15 protein-coding genes and 1 other annotated feature are annotated in these 18150 nt (G+C 57.0%); of the genes, 14 read left to right on the top strand and 1 reads right to left on the bottom strand.

The window, feature by feature from the left end:
• Positions 1 to 9 precede the first annotated feature (9 nt).
• The 14 genes from E308F_RS09375 to E308F_RS09310 all read left to right on the top strand — a co-directional run bounded on the left by E308F_RS09375 (position 10) and on the right by E308F_RS09310 (position 17295).
• Positions 10 to 1917, top strand: coding sequence for an ASKHA domain-containing protein (locus E308F_RS09375; RefSeq protein WP_141264669.1), 1908 nt, complete (start codon positions 10 to 12; stop codon positions 1915 to 1917).
• Entirely contained in the window at positions 1918 to 2667 is a 750-nt protein-coding gene (locus tag E308F_RS09370; RefSeq protein WP_141264668.1) for an AAA family ATPase, read from the top strand. It begins immediately after the preceding gene.
• 26 nt (positions 2668 to 2693) lie between these two features.
• Positions 2694 to 3662 carry an acetyl-CoA decarbonylase/synthase complex subunit delta gene (locus tag E308F_RS09365; RefSeq protein WP_141264667.1) on the top strand — a complete coding sequence of 323 codons (969 nt, stop codon included), beginning with the start codon at positions 2694 to 2696 and terminating at the stop codon, positions 3660 to 3662.
• A 24-nt stretch (positions 3663 to 3686) separates the two neighbouring features.
• Positions 3687 to 4475, top strand: coding sequence for a methyltetrahydrofolate cobalamin methyltransferase (locus E308F_RS09360; protein WP_141264666.1), 789 nt, complete (start codon positions 3687 to 3689; stop codon positions 4473 to 4475).
• Between the two features lie 164 nt (positions 4476 to 4639).
• Entirely contained in the window at positions 4640 to 5194 is a 555-nt protein-coding gene (locus E308F_RS09355; protein ID WP_141264665.1) for a 4Fe-4S dicluster domain-containing protein, read from the top strand.
• Positions 5191 to 6063 (top strand): CoB--CoM heterodisulfide reductase iron-sulfur subunit B family protein, encoded by an 873-nt coding sequence (locus tag E308F_RS09350; RefSeq protein ID WP_141264664.1) that lies wholly within the window; start codon positions 5191 to 5193, stop codon positions 6061 to 6063. Before E308F_RS09355 ends, E308F_RS09350 begins: the two co-directional genes overlap by 4 nt.
• 20 nt (positions 6064 to 6083) lie before the next feature.
• Positions 6084 to 10547: an FAD-dependent oxidoreductase gene (locus E308F_RS09345; protein WP_141264663.1), complete on the top strand. Its 4464-nt coding sequence runs from the start codon at positions 6084 to 6086 to the stop codon at positions 10545 to 10547.
• Between the two features lie 4 nt (positions 10548 to 10551).
• Positions 10552 to 11034, top strand: a complete 483-nt coding sequence (locus tag E308F_RS09340; protein WP_141264662.1) for a hydrogenase iron-sulfur subunit — start codon at positions 10552 to 10554, stop codon at positions 11032 to 11034.
• Positions 11031 to 11702 carry a methylenetetrahydrofolate reductase C-terminal domain-containing protein gene (locus E308F_RS09335; RefSeq protein WP_141264661.1) on the top strand — a complete coding sequence of 224 codons (672 nt, stop codon included), beginning with the start codon at positions 11031 to 11033 and terminating at the stop codon, positions 11700 to 11702. Before E308F_RS09340 ends, E308F_RS09335 begins: the two co-directional genes overlap by 4 nt.
• Positions 11699 to 12622, top strand: coding sequence for a methylenetetrahydrofolate reductase (locus tag E308F_RS09330; RefSeq protein WP_141264660.1), 924 nt, complete (start codon positions 11699 to 11701; stop codon positions 12620 to 12622). The genes E308F_RS09335 and E308F_RS09330 overlap by 4 nt, the downstream gene beginning before the upstream one ends.
• Positions 12623 to 12728: 106 nt before the next feature.
• The gene (locus tag E308F_RS09325; protein WP_141264659.1) at positions 12729 to 13595 is read left to right on the top strand and encodes a hypothetical protein; all 867 of its coding nucleotides are present in this window, start codon (positions 12729 to 12731) and stop codon (positions 13593 to 13595) included.
• A gap of 59 nt (positions 13596 to 13654) precedes the next feature.
• Positions 13655 to 13891 (top strand) — a binding site (T-box leader).
• A 40-nt stretch (positions 13892 to 13931) separates the two neighbouring features.
• The gene (locus E308F_RS09320) at positions 13932 to 14414 is read left to right on the top strand and encodes an Lrp/AsnC family transcriptional regulator (protein ID WP_141264658.1); all 483 of its coding nucleotides are present in this window, start codon (positions 13932 to 13934) and stop codon (positions 14412 to 14414) included.
• The gene (locus tag E308F_RS09315) at positions 14411 to 15625 is read left to right on the top strand and encodes an aminotransferase class I/II-fold pyridoxal phosphate-dependent enzyme (RefSeq protein ID WP_141264657.1); all 1215 of its coding nucleotides are present in this window, start codon (positions 14411 to 14413) and stop codon (positions 15623 to 15625) included. Before E308F_RS09320 ends, E308F_RS09315 begins: the two co-directional genes overlap by 4 nt.
• Before the next feature lie 59 nt (positions 15626 to 15684).
• Positions 15685 to 17295 carry an MBL fold metallo-hydrolase RNA specificity domain-containing protein gene (locus E308F_RS09310; RefSeq protein ID WP_141264656.1) on the top strand — a complete coding sequence of 537 codons (1611 nt, stop codon included), beginning with the start codon at positions 15685 to 15687 and terminating at the stop codon, positions 17293 to 17295.
• On the opposite strand, the gene E308F_RS09305 is transcribed toward E308F_RS09310, so the two are convergent.
• A complete protein-coding gene (locus tag E308F_RS09305; protein WP_141264655.1) occupies positions 17292 to 18125 on the bottom strand; it encodes an Asp23/Gls24 family envelope stress response protein in 834 nt (277 codons plus the stop codon). The genes E308F_RS09310 and E308F_RS09305 overlap by 4 nt on opposite strands.
• Positions 18126 to 18150: the final 25 nt, after the last annotated feature.

The following is an 18150-nucleotide window of genomic DNA, read 5'->3' as shown; positions in this document are numbered from 1 at the left end:
AAGAAGCCCGTGAATCAGTGTTCCGTTACTTTTTTACCCGCCGATATTACTGTTCTGGTAACGGCAGGCACCACCGTCCTGGAGGCGGCCCAGAAGGCCGGCCTCCCCTTGAAAAGTACTTGCGGCGGTGCCGGTACCTGCGGCCGCTGTATCATTAAAATTTGCCGGGGAGAAGTTCAGTTAAAAGGAGGACACCTGCCGGCCGCATTGAAGGAAGAAGGTTATACCCTGGCCTGCCAGACCATCATCCAGGGTGATGTAGCCATCGAGATCCCGGCAGAATCCCTTCTCGGCAAACATCAGGTGCTCCTCCAGGATAAGGGGCGGCTGCAGGACGGTCTGGCTGATTTACCGGGTTCCTATCCCCTGGAGGCTGCCTGTGAAGTCGTAACCCTGCATCTCGCCGAGCCTACCCTGACGGAAAACACCAGCGATGCCAGCCGCCTGCTGGCGGCTTTGCGCAGGGAAAAAGGGATGGAGGGGAAGGTAAGCTTGGCCCTGCTCCAGGATTTGCCGGAGAGCTTGCGCCAGGCCGGCTGGCAGGTTGATGTCACCCTGGCCAGGGCTGATAACCGCCTCTTACGGGTTACCCCTGCCGGGTCAGGCAGGAGCTTCGGCCTGGCCATCGACCTGGGCACCACGACGGTAGTGGTCTCCCTCCTGGACCTGCGTAACGGCCGGAGGATTGGCCAGGGCGGTAGTTATAACCGCCAGGCGGCGTATGGTGATGATGTCATTTCCCGCATCATCCACGCCACCAGTAACCATGGGGGCCTGGAGGAGCTGCGCCAGGCGGCCCTGGCCACCATTAACGAGATCAGTAATTCTTTACTGGCCAAACACGGGATTGACCCGGCGGAGGTGACGGCGGCAGCCATCGCCGGCAACACTACCATGAGCCACCTGCTCCTGGGCGTAAATCCCAAGTATATCCGCCTGCAACCCTATATCCCTGCTGCTACCGAGTGGCCGGCCCTCACTGCCGGGGAAATCGGGCTGGCCATTAATCCCCTGGCTACCGTCCAGGTCTTCCCCAGCGTTGCCAGCTATGTGGGCGGCGATATTGTCGCGGGCGTCCTTTTTACCCGCCTTGCCAGGGGAGAAGAACTGACCCTCTTCATTGACATCGGCACCAACGGGGAAATGGTCCTGGGGAATAAAGAATGGCTCATCGCTTGTGCCTGTTCGGCGGGGCCAGCCTTTGAAGGCAGCGGTATCACTTGCGGTATGCGGGCCATGGAAGGAGCGGTTGAAGGAGTAACCATCGACCCGGAAACCTTTGAAGTAGAGCTGGAGGTAATCGGCGGCGGCCGCCCGGCCGGCCTGTGCGGCAGCGGTTTAATCGACTGCCTGGCGAAGCTCAGGCGGGCCGGCATCATCGACCGGACCGGTAACTTCCAGGAAGTAGCCACACCCCGGCTAAGGCTTACTGATGAAGGCTACGAGTTTGTCCTGGCCTGGGCGGCAGAAAGCAGCCACGGCAAGGATATCGTCATTACCGCCGCCGACATCAAAAATCTCATCCGCTCCAAGGGAGCCGTCTTTGCCGGTATCCAGAGCCTGTTAAAGACCGTTTCCCTGGACCTGGAAGCAGTCGACAGGATTATCATTGCCGGCGGTTTCGGCAATTACCTGCACGTTCCCAATGCGGTCGAAATCGGCCTCTTACCCGATTTGCCGGCGGAAAAATACATTTTTGCCGGCAACACTTCCCTCAAGGGTGCCGAGCTGGCCCTCCTTTCCCGGCCGGCCTGGCAAGAAGCCCTGGAACTGGGCCACAAGATGACCTATCTGGAACTTTCCGCCGGCAACCTCTTTATGGAGGAATTTGTCTCGGCCCTGTTCCTGCCCCATACCCGGCTGGAACTCTTTCCCTCTGTAACCGGGGAAACCGGTCTGGAAAGGAGGGAAGGGTAAGTGGCCCGCCATATTGCCGTTGCCGGTAAAGGGGGTACAGGAAAGACTACCTTTGCCGCCCTGTTGGTACGCTATCTGGTTTTGAACCATAAGGGGAGCATCCTGGCCGTGGACGCCGACCCCAACGCCAATTTAAACGAAGCCCTGGGCGTTAAAGTCGATACCGTTATTGCCGATATCCTTGACGCCACCAAAAACCCGCGGGCCATCCCCGCTGGCATGAGCAAGGATATGTTCATCCAATACCAGCTGGCCCAGGCCCTGGTAGAAACTAGAAGCTTTGACCTGTTAACCATGGGCCGGCCCCAGGGGCCGGGCTGTTACTGTTATCCCAACGACCTTTTGCGCAAGCACCTGGAAACTTTGAGCGCCAACTATGATTATATGGTTATTGACAGTGAAGCCGGCCTGGAGCATATCAGCAGGCGGGTTATCCAGAATGTAGGGGTTCTTTTCGTCATCAGCGATGCCTCGGTGCGGGGGATTCGCTCCGCCGGGAGGGTACGGGAATTGGTCCGGGAACTGCAGCTCGATATTCCCCATATGTACCTTGTTGTAACCAAAACTACCGGTGATCCTGGTCCCCTCCGGGAAGAGATCGAGCGGACAGGATTGCCCCTGGCCGGGACGGTTCCCTATGATGAACAGGTCGTCGCTTTTGACACCTACGGCAAACCCCTTTTTGACCTACCGGCAGATGCCCCGGCCGTGCAGGCAGTCAATACCATTCTTAGCAGGTGCCGTATTTAACTATTTATGCGGAAGGAGTGTTTTTCATGGCCGTCCAGATTTTACGTGAGCGCAGCCGTGCCGCGGTACAAAAAGTTGTCCTGGGTGCCACCAAAGAGCAGGGCGGTACCCGGAGCCACACCGTTGTGGTCGGCGGCGATGCCGCCCTTCCCTTCCACCATTTTGAAGGCGAGGTTAGCCGCCCCGTCATTGCCATGGAAGTCCAGGATATCGTTCCCGACTGGCCGGATGTTTTGAAGGATCCCTTTAATGATGTAATCAATGAGCCCGGCCGCTGGGCGCAGAAATGCGTAGCTGCATACGGCGCCGACCTGATTTACCTGAAACTCGACGGTGCCGATCCCGAGGGAGCCAACCGCACGGTAGACCAGTGTGTGGCTACCGTCAAGGAAGTCCTGCAGGCGGTCGGCGTGCCGCTGATTGTCGTCGGCTGCGGCGACGTGGAGAAAGACCACGACGTCCTGGAGGCAGTGGCCGAAGCGGCAGCAGGGGAAAACCTGCTCCTGGGTAACGCCGAGCAGGACAACTACAAATCCCTGACGGCGGCCTGCATGGTACACAAGCACAACATTATTGCCCGTTCACCCCTGGATATCAATATCTGCAAGCAGCTCAACATCCTCATCAACGAAATGAATCTGGGGTTGGACCGCATCGTTATCGACCCATCCATTGGCGGCCTGGGTTACGGGATAGAATACGCCTACTCCATTATGGAGCGCATCCGCCTGGGCGCCCTTCAAGGTGATAAAATGCTATCCATGCCGGTAATCTGTACGGTTGGATATGAGGCCTGGCGCGCCAAGGAAGCTGTGGCTCCGGTTAGCGAATACCCCGGCTGGGGTAAAGAGGTGGAGCGTGGTATCCTCTGGGAAGCCGTTACCGCCACCGCCCTCCTCCAGGCCGGCGCCCATATTCTCCTCATGCGTCACCCGCAAGCCGTGGCCAAAGTGAAGGAAAATATCGACCAGCTAATGGCCAGCAACGCTTATTAATAAAGTAAAAAGGAGGTCTAAAGCATGCTTATCATTGGCGAAAGGATTAACGGCATGTTCAACGACATTAAAAGAGCCATCCAGGAACGGGACCCGGCCCCTGTACAAGAGTGGGCCCGGCGCCAGGAAGAAGGCGGCGCCCGCGCCCTGGATCTCAATGTCGGACCGGCCGTCCAGGATAAGGTTAGTGCCATGGAATGGCTGGTAGAGGTTACCCAGGAAGTCAGTAGCCTGCCCCTGTGCCTGGATTCCACCAATATCGCGGCCATCGAAGCGGGTTTGAAAAAAGCCAGGAACAGGGTTATCATCAACTCCACCAATGCCGAACGGGAAAAAATAGAAAAATTGTTCCCCCTGGCCGTTGAGCACGGTGCGGCCCTCATCGGCCTCACCATGAATAAAACCGGCATTCCCAAGGACAGCGATACCCGCCTGGCCTTTGCCATGGAACTGGTAGCTGCTGCCGATGAATTCGGCCTGCCCATGGATGACCTGTATATAGACCCCTTGATTCTCCCGGCCAACGTCGCCCAGGATCACGCTCCTGAAGTTTTAAAGACCCTGCAGCAGATTAAAATGCTGGCCGACCCGGCTCCCCGGACCGTACTGGGATTGAGCAACGTGTCCCAGAACTGCCAGAACCGGCCCCTTATCAACCGGACTTTCCTGGCCATGGCCATGGCCTGCGGCCTGGATGCCGCTATAGCCGATGCTTGCGACGAAGCCCTCATGGAAACAGCGGCAGCTGCAGAAATTTTGCTCAACCAGACGGTTTACTGTGATTCTTTTGTCAAGATGTTTAAAACCAGGTAGGACTTTTATCAACAACGTCGAAGCTTATTGGGGAGGAACTCCATATAGCAGCGTTACAGGAATACGTTGATACCTGTAGGAATATGCGCGGGAAAAGAGAGAGGTACCGGCGTATTGTCTTAACGCTGGTCCTCTCTTTTTCAGGGTAGAAAGGAGGAAGGGGATTGGCTGAGCAACAAATTATACCTTCCCACCAGCTTGTTGCTGCCGTGACCAGGCAATCGGGTCAACCTGTCAGCCGCTGTTACCAGTGTCATAAATGCACAGCCGGCTGTCCGGTAACCATGGCCATGGACCTGATGCCCCACCAGGTAGTACGTTTTGTCCAGCTAGGTTTGGAAGAAGAACTTTTAAAAAGCAAAACTATCTGGCAATGTGCTTGCTGCCGGACCTGTGTATCCCGCTGTCCCAACGGTATCGACATTGCCGCCATTAATGACGCTTTGAAGCAACGGGCCCTGGCTAAAGGCGTCCGGCCGGCCCTGCCGGAAGTGGCTGCTTTCCACCAGGCCTTCCTGGCTTCGGTTAAAAGCAAGGGTCGGGTCCATGAACTGGGGATGATCATTGCCTTCAAAATGAAGACAGGTACCTACTTCCAGGATGTTCCCCTAGGGCTGAAAATGCTTAGCCGCGGTAAACTGCGGCTTTTACCCGAAGGGCTTAAAAACAAAGCTCGCTTCCGGTCCTTGTGGCAAGGGGAAAAGGGGGGACAGGTATGAAATTGAGTTATTACCCCGGCTGTTCCCTGCACGCAACGGCGGCCGAATATTCCGCCTCCACCGAAGCTGTATTTAAAGCCCTGGGAGTGGAGTTGCAGGAACTGGAAGACTGGTGCTGTTGCGGCGCCACCTCCGGCCACTCCCTCAGCAGTTACCTGAGCCATGCCTTACCGTTGCATAACCTGGTCCTGGCCGAGGCTGCCGGTAACGATCTGCTGGTACCCTGCGCCGCCTGTTATAACTCCTTAAAAGCAGCCCAAACCTTTATGGCCGGCGGCAGCCAGGAAGCCCGGCAGCTCAACCGGCAGGCAGGTCAAATCCTGGGACGGGAATACCGGGGAGAAGTGCGGGTGCGTCATGTCGTCGACATGCTGGCCGATCCCCGCATCCAGGCTCTGCTGGATGGGAAGGTAAAGAAAAGCCTGGCCGGCCTCCCCCTGGCGTCCTACTACGGCTGCCTGCTGACCCGGCCGCCGAAAGTAGCCAGTTTTGAGGCCAATCCCGAACAACCCCAGCTGATGGACCGGCTATTAGCCTGGTGTGGAGCCACTCCGATAGCCTGGACCCATAAAAACGAGTGTTGCGGGGCCAGTCTCGCCATCCCCCAGCCCCAAATCGTAGAGCAACTGGTGGGAAAAATTGTAGCCGCCGCCCGCCATGCCGGAGCTGTAGCCATAGTGACGGCCTGTCCCCTGTGCCAGACCAACCTGGACAGCCGCCAGCCGGCCGGGAAAGATCCGCTACCCATCTTTTTCATCACGGAAGTCATCGGCCTGGCCCTGGGGCTGGATGCCGCTCCCTGGTTGAAGAAACATTTAGTCGATCCCCTGCCCCTTATACGGCAGCAGGGGTTGCTGGTAGCCTCCTAGCAGAAAGGTTGTGAGACGCCATGAAGGAAAAACAGGAAAATGTCCCGGCCGTAGGTGCGGTCCTGGTCCTCGGCGGCGGTATTGCCGGTATGCAGTCGGCCCTTGATCTGGCTAATGCAGGCTACCTGGTACACCTGGTGACAGAAAGTTCTTCCATCGGCGGTCGTATGGCCCAGCTGGACAAAACCTTCCCCACCAACGAATGTGCCATGTGCTTGCTGGGTCCCCGGATGACAGATACCTTGAACCATCCCAACATCCGCCTGTATACTTGCGCCTCCCTGGAAAAGGTAGAAGGGGAAAAGGGTAATTTTACCGTCCAGATCCGTCAAAAGCCCCGCTATGTTAATATCGAGGAATGTACTGCCTGCGGCGACTGCGAGCAGGTTTGTCCGGTATCGGTACCCAATGAGTACAATCAGAATATGGGCAGCCGGAAGGCCATCCACAAGATGTTCCCCCAGGCGGTGCCCAATAAATACCTGATTACCAAAAGGGGTATACCTCCCTGCCGCAGCACTTGCCCGGCTGGTACTAATGCCCAGGGTTATGTGGCCCTGATCTCCCAGGGTAAATTTGCTGAGGCTCTGGAAGTAATCCATCGCCGTATGCCCTTTGCCGGCATCTGCGGCCGCATCTGTCACCACCCTTGCGAAACCGAGTGTAATCGGGGGCAGTTTGACGACCCCATTGCCATCGCGACTCTGAAAAGGGCGGCCTATGACTACGGCTGGGAAGCTGAAGCCGCCCGGGAGCAGGAACAGAGGCCAGAGCTTCCCGCCAGGCAGGAAAAAATAGCCATCATCGGCGCCGGACCGGCAGGACTTACGGCCGCCCAGGACCTGGCCCTGGCAGGCTACCAGGTTACTATTTATGATGCTATGAGCCAGCCCGGCGGCATGCTGCGCGGGGGCATTCCCCGGTACCGCCTCCCCCTGGAGGTAGTCGACCGGGAAACCGGGCGCATCCTTGCTTTGGGGATTAAGTTTGAACCCAATACCGTTGTCGGCAAAGATATTACCCTGGCGGAACTGCAAAAGCGGTACAACGCCATTATCATCGCCACCGGCCTGCAGCAGAGCCGCATGCTTAAGCTTGAGGGTGCCGATTTAAAGGGTATTCTACCGGGGGTAGCTTTCTTGCGGGAAACCGCCCTGGGCGGCCGGCCCGAAGTAGGGGCAAGGGTTGTCGTCATCGGCGGCGGTAATGTAGCCATCGACGTGGCCCGGACGGCCCTGCGCCTGGGGGCTAAGGAAGTTCACCTGGCCTGCTTGGAATCCAGAAATGAGATGCCGGCCCATCCATGGGAAGTCGAAGAAGCCCTGGAAGAAGGCGTTATCATCCATCCTTCCTGGGGCCCCAAACGTTTCCTCGGCGAAGGCGGCCGGGTCACGGGTATTGAACTAATGCAGTGTACCCGGGTTTTCGATGAACAAGGCCGTTTTAATCCCCAGTATAATCCCGAAGTTAACCAAACCCTTGCTGCCGACACCGTTATTCTGGCCATCGGCCAGGTTGCCGATCTTTCTTTCTTAGGCGAACACGGTAACATAGCTACCAGCCGCGGCCTGATTGCCGCTGATCCCCTGACCCTGGCTACCAGCGTACCCGGCATCTTTGCCTGCGGCGATATCGTCCGCGGGCCTGCCTCGGTAGTAGAAGCCGTAGCCAGCGGCCACGAAGCAGCGGAATCCGTGAAACGCTACCTCGAGGGTGAAGACCTGGCTGCCGGCCGTTCCCTGGCAAAGGAACCCAAGCTGGACCCGCCGCCCAATGTTATACCCTTCCCCGGCCGGCGCAAAATCCAGGCCATGGCGCCGGTAGCAGAGCGCATCCAGGATTTCCGCGAAGTCTACCAGGGCTTTACCCCGGAAGAAGCCATCGAGGAGGCCAAACGCTGCCTGAACTGCGGCATTTGCTCGGAATGTCTCCAGTGTGAAGCTGTTTGTAAAAAGAAGGCTGTGGAGCACTGGCAGCAGGAAAAGGTGGTGGAACTCAAGGTTGGCTCCCTGGTCTTGGCCCCCGGCTATGAACTCTTTGATGCCACCCTGGCCGGCGAATACGGTTACGGTTATTATGCCAATGTGGTGACCAGCCTGGAGTTTGAGCGGCTGCTCAGCGCCACCGGCCCCACGGAAAGCCACGTGGTACGGCCTTCCGATCAGCGGCCGCCCAAAAAGGTGGCCTTCATCCAGTGCGTGGGTTCCCGGGATTGCGAGGGGGAAGGCAGTCCTTACTGCTCAGCCATCTGCTGCATGTATTCCACCAAAGAAGCCATTATTGCCCGGGAACATGACGCCAATATTGAGCCGACCATCTTCTACCTGGATATCCGCGCCTACGGTAAAAACTTCGATCGCTACGTCGAGGCGGCTAAAGCCGCCGGCGTACGTTATGTGCGGGCTATGATTTCCCGGGTGGAAGAAGATCCGCAGACCAAAAACCTTACCATCCAGTACTATGCCGACGGCAGGATAACCCGGGAAGAGTTTGATATGGTGGTGCTAGCGGTTGGTGTCAGGCCGCCGGCCGGGGCGGAAAAGCTGGCGGCTGCTGCCGGTATTGAGCTTAATCTTTATGGCTTTGCTAAGACCTTGCCCTTCCAGCCGGTAGCCACTACCCGGCCGGGCGTTTATGTGGCCGGCGTCTTCCAGGGTCCCCGGGACATCCCGGAAACGGTGGTCAATGCCAGCGCTGCCGCCTCTTTAGCCGGTGCCGCCATAGCTTCGGGCCGCAACACTCTGGTAACGCCCAAGGAATACCCGCCGGAAAGGGACGTCAGCCGGGAAGAACCGCGGGTAGGTGTCTTTATCTGCCACTGCGGCATTAATATCGCTGGTGTAGTCGATGTCAAGGCAGTAGTTGAGGCTGCCGCCAAACTCCCGGGAGTGGTCCATGCCGAGGATAACCTCTACACCTGTTCCCAGGACACCCTGAACAAGATTAAAGCCGCCATCCAGGAATATAACCTGAACCGGGTGGTAGTGGCCTCCTGCACCATTCGCACCCACCAGCCCCTTTTCCGGGAAGCCTTAAAGGAGGCCGGTTTAAACCCGTTCTACTTTGAAATGGCCAATATCCGCGACCAGTGTTCCTGGGTGCACCGCAACGAACCGGCCAATGCAACTTTAAAAGCTATTGACCTGGTGCGCATGGCCGTGGCCAAGGTCAAACGCCACGAAGCCCTGCACCTGCAACCGGTACCGGTTGTCCAGAAGGCCCTGATCATCGGCGGTGGCATCGCCGGTTTGACGGCAGCATTAAATATCGCCGAGCAGGGATTTGACGCCATTATCGTCGAGCGAGAAGCCGAGCTGGGCGGGCAGGTACGGTATTTACGGAACACCCTGGAAGGGGAAGACCTGCAGGCCCTCTTAAAAGACCTGATCGCCAGAGTCCGGGCCAACCCCCGTATCCAGGTGTTCACTGGTGCCCACCTGGAAGACTTTGGCGGCCACCAGGGACACTTTACCACCACCATATCCCTTAGTGAACCCGGAAAAGAACACGTACGCCGTACCCTGCAACTGGAACACGGCGTGGTAATCGTCGCTACCGGCAGCCAGGAATTAAAAACCGACGCCTATCTCTATGGCCAGGACGAGCGGGTCGTAACAAATACCCAGCTGGAGCAGGCCCTTGCCGACGGCCACTGGGATGCCGGCAAGAACAAACAGGTGGTCTTTATCCAATGCGTGGGCTCCCGGGATGGCGAGCACCCCTACTGCAGCCGCACCTGCTGCGCCCAGACCATTAAAAACGCCCTGGCCATTAAAGCGCGTAATCCCGAGGCTTCAATTTACATCCTTTACCGGGACATCCGCACCTATGCCTTCATGGAGGACTATTATCGCCAGGCCCGGGAGCAGGGCGTCCTCTTTATCCACTATGAGCCAGAAAGACCACCTGAGGTACGCCGGCGGGACATCGGCCTGCTGGAGGTATTAGTTAAGGACCCCGACTCCGGCAAAGACCTGGTCCTCTGGCCCGATCAACTGGTCCTGGCCACAGGTGCCGTAGCCCCGGATGGGGTGGAAAAACTGGCTACCATGCTGAAACTGCCTCTAAACGAAGATAAATTCTACGTTGAAACCCATGCCAAGCTGGCGCCCATTGACTTCCCCTCGGCCGGGATTTTCCTCTGCGGTGCCGGTCATGCGCCCAAATTTGCCAGTGAAGCCATTGCCCAGGCCGAAGGTGCCGTGGCCCGGGCCTGTACAGTCTTGAGCCGGGAAAACCTGATGGTGGGCGGCGTGGTAGCCGTGGTCGATGCAAACAAGTGCGCTGCCTGCCTGACCTGTGTGCGGGTCTGCCCCTACAGCGTCCCGCGCATTAATGAACGCAACGTAGCCGAGATCAATGCCGTCCAATGTATGGGCTGCGGCACCTGCGCCGGTGAATGCCCGGCCAAAGCCATCCAGCTCCAATTCTATAAAGACGACCAGCTGCTGGCCAAGGTGGCCGGCCTCTTCGGGGAGGTGTAACCGCTTGCAGGAGTTTGAACCGAAAATTATAGCCTTCTGTTGCTTCTACTGCGCCTATTCCGCCGCCGACCTGGCCGGTTCCTTACGCCTGCAGTACCCGGCCAATATCCGGGTGATTGAAATGCCCTGTTCTGGTAAAACCGACGTCCGGGTGTTGTTGGAAGCCTTTGAAGATGGCGCCGACGGTGTCTATGTCCTGGGCTGCATGGAAGGCGATTGTCACTTCCTGAAGGGGAATTTCCGGGCCAAACGCCGGGTCCAGCAGGCGAAAAAAATCCTGGACGAGATCGGTATCGGTGGTGAGCGCTTGGAGATGTACAACCTCTCGGCGGCCATGGGACCGCGTTTCGCGGAAATTGCCCGGGAGTTTACCGAGCGTATCCGCAAATTAGGTCCCAGCCCGTTAAACAAGAATTATGCTTCCTCCAGGCAAGGAGAGGACGGCCGGCAGGCTGCAAATTCGATGAAAGCAGGTGAGCAGGAATGATTATCGCCGAGGGTAAACCCCTGGCTGAAGTTGCCGGGTTGATTCAAGGGGCCAGAAAGGTACTGGTAGTCGGTTGCGGCGGCTGCGTGACCGTTTGCCTGGCCGGTGGGGAGAAAGAAACGGGGATCCTGGCCGCCGCTTTGCGGATGCTGAGGCAAAAGGAAGGCAATCCCCTGGAGACGGTGGAGGTTACCCTGACCCGCCAGTGTGACCCGGAATATGTAGAGATGTTGGCTAAATATGTCACTGACGATGTTGAAGCCATTGTCTCCCTGGCCTGCGGTGTCGGCGTCCAGTTCCTGGCTGAACGCTATAACAAGTGGGTAGTGCCGGCCCTGAACACCAAGTTTGCCGGTGGGACCGTGGAACACGGCGTCTGGGAAGAACGCTGCGGCCTCTGCGGTGAGTGTATCCTCTATAAAACAGGGGGTATTTGCCCTATTATCCGCTGCTCCAAGAGCATTTTAAACGGTCCCTGCGGCGGTTCCCAGAATGGTAAGTGTGAAGTTAACCCGGAAATCCCCTGTGCCTGGCAGCTCATCTACGACCGGATGCAGGCCCTGGGTAAACTTGATCTCCTTATGGAAATTCAGCCACCCAAGGACTGGTCCAAGTCCCGGGACGGTGGTCCCCGGAAAGTGGTACGAGAGGATGTGAGGCTGGCATGAAAACAGAAAGCAAACTGGAAAAAATCCTTTCCCAGGGTCATTTTGTGGTCAGCGGCGAAATAGGCCCGCCCAAACATGCCAACCCCGAGGGTATTAAAAAACATACCGCCCTGTTAAAAGACTATGTTGATGCCATGAACTTGACGGACAACCAGACGGCCATTGTCCGCCTCTCGAGTATAGCCGCCGGCGTCCATGTCCTCCAGGCGGGGGGCGAGCCCATTATCCAGATGACGGTCCGGGACCGCAACCGCATCGCCCTGCAGAGCGACCTCCTCGGGGCCTATAGCCTGGGAATGCGTAACGTCCTCTGCCTGTCGGGGGACCACCAGTCTTTCGGCAACCACCCGACGGCCAAAAACGTGCATGATGTGGATTCCATCCAGCTCATTAAAATCGTCAAGGACTTGCGGGACGAGAAAAAATTTGCCTGCGGGGAAGAACTGAAGGGCAATGAACCGCGGTTTTTCATCGGCGCCGCTGCCAATCCCTTCGCCGATCCCTTTGAGTTCCGGGTCCTGCGCCTAGAAAAGAAAATCAACGCCGGCGCCGACTTCATCCAGACCCAGTGCATATTTGATATGGAGCGTTTCGAGCGCTTCATGGCTCTGGTCAGGGAGAGAGGCCTGCACAAAAGAGCCCATATCATTGCCGGCGTCATGCCCCTGAAGTCGGCTAAAGCCGCCAAATATATGCAGCAGTCGGTGGCCGGGATGATTGTTCCCGATGAGATTGTCAACCGGATGGAAAAAGCTGCCGACCCCAGGGCCGAAGGGGTGGCCATCTGTGTCGAACAGATTAAACACCTCAAGACTATTGAAGGGGTAGCCGGTGTACACATAATGGCTGTAATGTGGGAAGAGATTATCCCCACCATCGTCAAGGAAGCCGGCCTCTACCCCCGGCCCAAGGTGGAATAAATTTTGACACCGGGTTTGCACCCCGGTTTTTTTTCACCCTGCAGTTCTTTCCGGCGACCTACCCGCATATATTGTTGGGAGGAAGAGCTGCCAGGAGGTGGGGATATTGCGCAATAACCGGCTGGAAAATGAAATCCTGCAGCGTGTCGATGAACTGGTTCAGTGTGCCATATCCATAAGCCTTAAAGACGAATCCACCCGGGCCGAACAGCTGGCCCGCGGTATAGACATGGTTCAGAAAATGGGCGACTTGCTCCTGGAAGTCCTGGAAGGACGGGAGCAACATCTCCAGGCTATACTTGAGCAGCTGGTGGCCCAGCGTCTACCCGACCGTCGTATCCTGCAGAGCTTTGGCAACTTTCCCCGCGACATCCAGTATATAATCAGCGAGGGTATAGCACGTTACTTAAAGACCAGGGAAGAAAAGGAAAAGACTTCCTCTGAGGAAAGTGTACCCCTTGCACCCGGGGAAGCAGTTGATGTTGCAAATACGGTATCATCGGCCGCCCAAGCGGGGCAGATAGATACCGACCAGTTTCCGCTTGAAGCTACAGCTGGCAATATGTCAGAAGAACCGGTAAAGGAACCGGGTCTAAAACCTGAAAGTGTCGTGGAAGATAAAACGCTGCCAGTCATCAGTGAAGGGGAAGAGGGAAAGTCCTTCCCGGAGCAAACTACGGCAGCAGATCCCTTAAGTCAGGCCATGGAGACCCTGCGTCTGGCTCTCCTCCAGGCCTACCCTGACGAAGAACTTGTCATCAACTATGAAACCCGGGGAGGAAAAATTCCCTTTTTCCTGCCCCGCCTGCAGCTGGGTTTTGCACCGGCCGGTACGCACTACGATTGGCGCCATGAATTTTACTGCCGCCAGCAGGGAATAAGCATCCGCAAAGTCGCCGCCGATGAACTGGCCAATCCGGTCTACCTGGCCCGCCGCCTGCGAAGGGAAGCCGGCTGGCACCAGCTAACTTAATTTATTATTGACACCAAAGCCGGGCCGGTGCTAAAATAGCATTAAAATTTATAGCAAGTTTAAAGGCAGTGAAGGGAAGAGTAGGCAGGCCCCCTGCTCGCCAGCGAACCGGGGAGGGTGCAAGCCCGGTAGCAGACCTGTCGAAAGCCACCCTGGAGCCGCCGCCTGAAGGGGTTCCCCATTAAGGCAGGACGCTGGCCCCGTTAACGGCCAAAGCGCACTAATAAAGGCGCTACAGAGTAGGGTCGTACGACCAATGAGGGTGGTACCGCGGGAATAAACCTCCCGTCCCTTTCCGGGGCGGGAGGTTTTCATATATCATACGGAGGTTTAACCATGCGTAAAAAAATACTTGAGCTCCTGGAAAATAACGGCAAATTAAACGCTAAAGAGATAGCTATCATGCTGGCCCTGCCGGCAGACCAGGTGGCTAAAGAAATTGCCGCCATGGAGGAAGAAAAAATCATCTTGCGCTATCACACCTTGATTAACTGGGAAAAGGCCGGCGAAGAGGAGGTAGCGGCCTTAATCGATGTCAAGGTAACACCCCAGCAGGATGTGGGCTTTGACGAGATAGCCGGCCGTATCTACCGTTACCCGGAAGTAAAATCCGTTTTCCTCATGTCCGGCAGCTATGACCTTTCCGTCCTGGTCCAGGGAAAGAGTCTCAAGGAAGTGGCCACCTTTGTCTCCCAGAAGCTGGCTACCCTGGAACACGTCCAGAGTACAGTGACCCACTTTATCCTGAAAAGGTATAAACAGGATGGGGTAATTTTTGAGGATCAAGAAGCAGACCGGAGGCAGGTGTTGCAACCATGACCATTACCTGCGGTTTTGAGGCCCAGCGCTTTATTAATCCCACGGTCAAAAGTCTACCACCATCTGGTATCCGCCGCTTCTTTGACCTGGTAGCCAGCACCCGGGGGGTGATTTCCCTGGGCGTGGGGGAACCGGATTTTGTCACCCCCTGGCATATCCGGGAAGCCTGCGTCCAATCCCTGGAGCGGGGTTATACCATGTATACCTCCAACTATGGCCTGCCCGAATTACGCCAGGCTATAGCCGGCTACCTGGCGGAACGTTTTGGCTTAAGTTACGATCCCCAGAAGCAAGTCATGGTCACCATTGGTGCCAGCGAAGCTGTTGACCTGGCCTTAAGGACGGTCATCAATCCTGGCGACGAAGTCCTGATCCCCGAGCCGTGTTATGTTTCCTACCAGCCCATCGTCCAGATGGCCGGCGGCGTACCCGTCACGGTGCCCACCACCATGGAGGATGAATTTGCTATAACGGCGGCGCGCCTGGAAAAATATATCACACCCCGTACCAAGGTCCTGATCCTGTGTTTTCCCAACAATCCCACCGGTGCCGTCCTTAACGATGCCGAAATGCAGGCCATTGCCGCTCTGGTGAAGAAGTATAACCTGCTGGTAATCAGCGATGAGATCTATGCCGAGCTGCGCTATGACGGCCCGCCCCGCTCCTTTGCCGCTCTCCCGGGCATGCAGGAACGGACCATCCTGGTCAGCGGCTTTTCCAAGGCCTTTGCCATGACCGGCTGGCGGGTGGGTTATGTGGCGGCCCACCCCGACTTCCTGGCCGCTATGGTCAAGATCCACCAGTATACCATCCTCTGTGCCCCGGTGATGGGACAGATGGCAGCCCTGGAGGCCCTGCGCCACGGGCGCCAGGATGTGGAGCGGATGGTGGCCGAGTATGACCGGCGCCGTCGCTTGGTCGTCAGTCGCCTGCGGGAAATGGGCCTGGAGTGTTTTGAACCCCGGGGCGCATTCTACGTTTTCCCATCTATTAAAGTTACGGGTTTAACTTCCACCCAATTTGCCGAAGAACTCCTGAAAGAAGAAAAGGTGGCCGTGGTCCCAGGCCCGGCCTTCGGCAGCAGCGGGGAAGGCTTTATCCGCTGTTCCTACGCCACTTCCCTGGCCGAATTGATGGAAGCCATGAACCGTATGGAACGCTTTGTCGCCCGGCGCCTGGCCTTCAAGCACCGGGCCGCTGCCCACGCCTAACAAAGATTGGCGGCAGGGTAATTAGGGACCGGCAAATAATTAAAACAGGGAGAGGAAAAATGATCAATTTACATTTCTACGGGGCTGCCGGGACGGTAACAGGCTCCTGTTACCTTATCGATAACGGACGGCACCGCCTCCTTATTGACTGCGGGCTTTTCCAGGGTTCCAAAGCCGTTAAAGAACGCAACTACGGCCCTTTTCCCTTTAATCCGGCCACTATCGATGCCCTGGTCCTGACCCACGCCCACATCGACCACTGCGGTCTGATCCCCAAACTTTACCTGCAAGGCTTCCAGGGACCGGTATTTACTACGCCGGTCAGTGCTGAGCTGGCCGGCGTCCTGTTGCCGGACAGCGGCCATATTCAGGAAATGGAAGTTGAACGCAAAAACCGGAAAAACAGCCGCGCCGGCCTGCCCCTTTTAACCCCTATCTATACCGCCGCCCAGGCCGCTGCCTGCCTGGAGCATTTTCATACCCTGGATTATCAAGAAGAAAAGGAGATTTTACCGGGCTTTCGCCTGCGCCTCCAGGACGCCGGTCATATCCTGGGTTCAGCGATAGCGGAAATCTGGGTGCGCGATGGGGACCAAGAAGTCAAGGTTACCTTTTCCGGCGATTTAGGTAACCCGGGACAACCCATTGTCAATGACCCGGCGCCCATTGAGTCCACCGATTATCTGGTCATGGAGTCTACTTACGGCAACCGCCACCATAACGTCCAGGGGGACAAAATTGAGCGTCTCAAAGAAGTAATTAACAAGGCCATGAAAAAGGGAGGCAACCTGGTTATCCCGGCCTTTGCCGTAGAGCGTACCCAGGACCTCCTCTATGCCCTTAATGTCCTCCTGCGTCAGGGAGCCATTAAAGTAGACAAAATTTTTCTCGATAGCCCCCTGGCAGTGGCGGCCACCGAGATCTTCTGCCGCCACCAGGATTATTTTGACGCGGAAACCAAGGAGTTAAGTAATAACGGCGCCACCTGTCCCTTCTATCTGCCGGGGCTGCACTTAAGCCGCACCGCCGAGGAATCCATGGCTATCAATAAGATCCAGGGAGGAGCCATCATCATTGCCGCTAGCGGCATGTGCGACGCCGGCCGCATCAAGCACCACCTGAAGCACAACCTCTGGCGGCCGGAAAGTACAGTCCTCCTGGTGGGCTACCAGGCAGCAGGTACCCTGGGGCGGCGCCTGCTCGACGGAGAAAAGCGGGTGCGCATCCACGGCGAAGAAATTGCCGTACGGGCTGAAATTGTCAGTCTTGACGGCTTTTCCGCCCATGCTGACCAGGCAGGTTTATTAAAATGGCTTAAATCCTTTGCCCGACCCCCCCGCAAAGTTTTTATAACCCACGGGGAAGAAGAAGCAGCCAGGGAGTTCGCAAGGCTGGTAAATGCCGAGCTGGGCCTGGCAACAGAAGTCCCGTCATGGCTGGCTGCCGCCCGGCTCCTGCCGCTAGCGGAAAGTCTGCCGGCAGCCTCGCCGGCTACCCTGGCGGCCCGCGCTGCAGCCGCCGAAGCCGAAGCCACCTACCAGCGCATCCTGGTGCAGCTCAAAGCCCTTATAGAAGCTGGTTTTGCCCGGCAGGAATACGCCGCCGTCAATCATAAACTGCAACAAATAGCGGCTCTTTTAAACCAGGACCTGGAGGAAGAAGCCAGCTAGAGCCGGTCGCCAGCAAATTTAATCCCGCGGACCGTAATGTTGACAGCCTCAACTTCCAGGGCCGTCATATTGGTAATCATTGCTTTTACCCGTTTTTGCGCAGTCTGTAGAAGAGGGGGCCAGTAAACACCGTAAGGGGCGGCAACCTCCAGGTTTAAAACCAAATTGCCATTCCTGCTTTCCACTTGGACGCGGGGGTTGGCCAGCCCGGCAGCGGTAACAAGATAAGCGGCAAGTTGCCCCACGGCATTATGGGCAATATAGAAGTGGCCCAGGGAGTTAAAAGTCGGCCTAACGGTGGTCTGTTCCACCCAAAGGTTTTTCTTTTTACCCGGCGGTGCCTGGCGCCGGCGCAAAAAAGTTTTTAACGGTTCGATGAAAGGCCCGTTAAAACGCGGTTTGACCTCCACCGTGGGTGCCGGGATGACGTGTTTTCCAAGTTGGTTACGAATCTGCTGTGCGCGGGCAATCTCTTTCGGCGTGGCCACTTCGGTGATATCCACCCAGACGGACGGCGGCGGCAGCTGCAGGCGGCTGGTTATGCGCTCTGCCATTTCCCGGGAGGTGCTGATCACTAGGAGGCGGCGGGGAGCAATGGCCGCCAGCCTCTCCCGGACTTCCCGGGCGTGGTCAAGGTCGCTAAATAGAGCCGTTCTAATAGCCCCTACCCGCGTCGGCTGTTCTTTGGCTGAAACTCCCGCCAGAATACGACTCCCCTGGATAAGCAAGCCGTCGTCAATTATGGCTTCGGCGGCATAATCCCGGGCAACTGCCAGGGCGCGGTGACTTTTGCCGCTGCCGCTGGGACCAATGAGGGCAACAACTTCCATGGGATTTTACCTCCACTTAACTAAG

This window comes from Moorella sp. E308F, from assembly GCF_006538365.1.
GTDB lineage: Bacteria > Bacillota > DSM-521 > Neomoorellales > Neomoorellaceae > Neomoorella.
The sequence above is the reverse complement of the archived record's forward strand: the minus strand, read 5'-3'. Positions and strand labels throughout refer to the sequence as shown.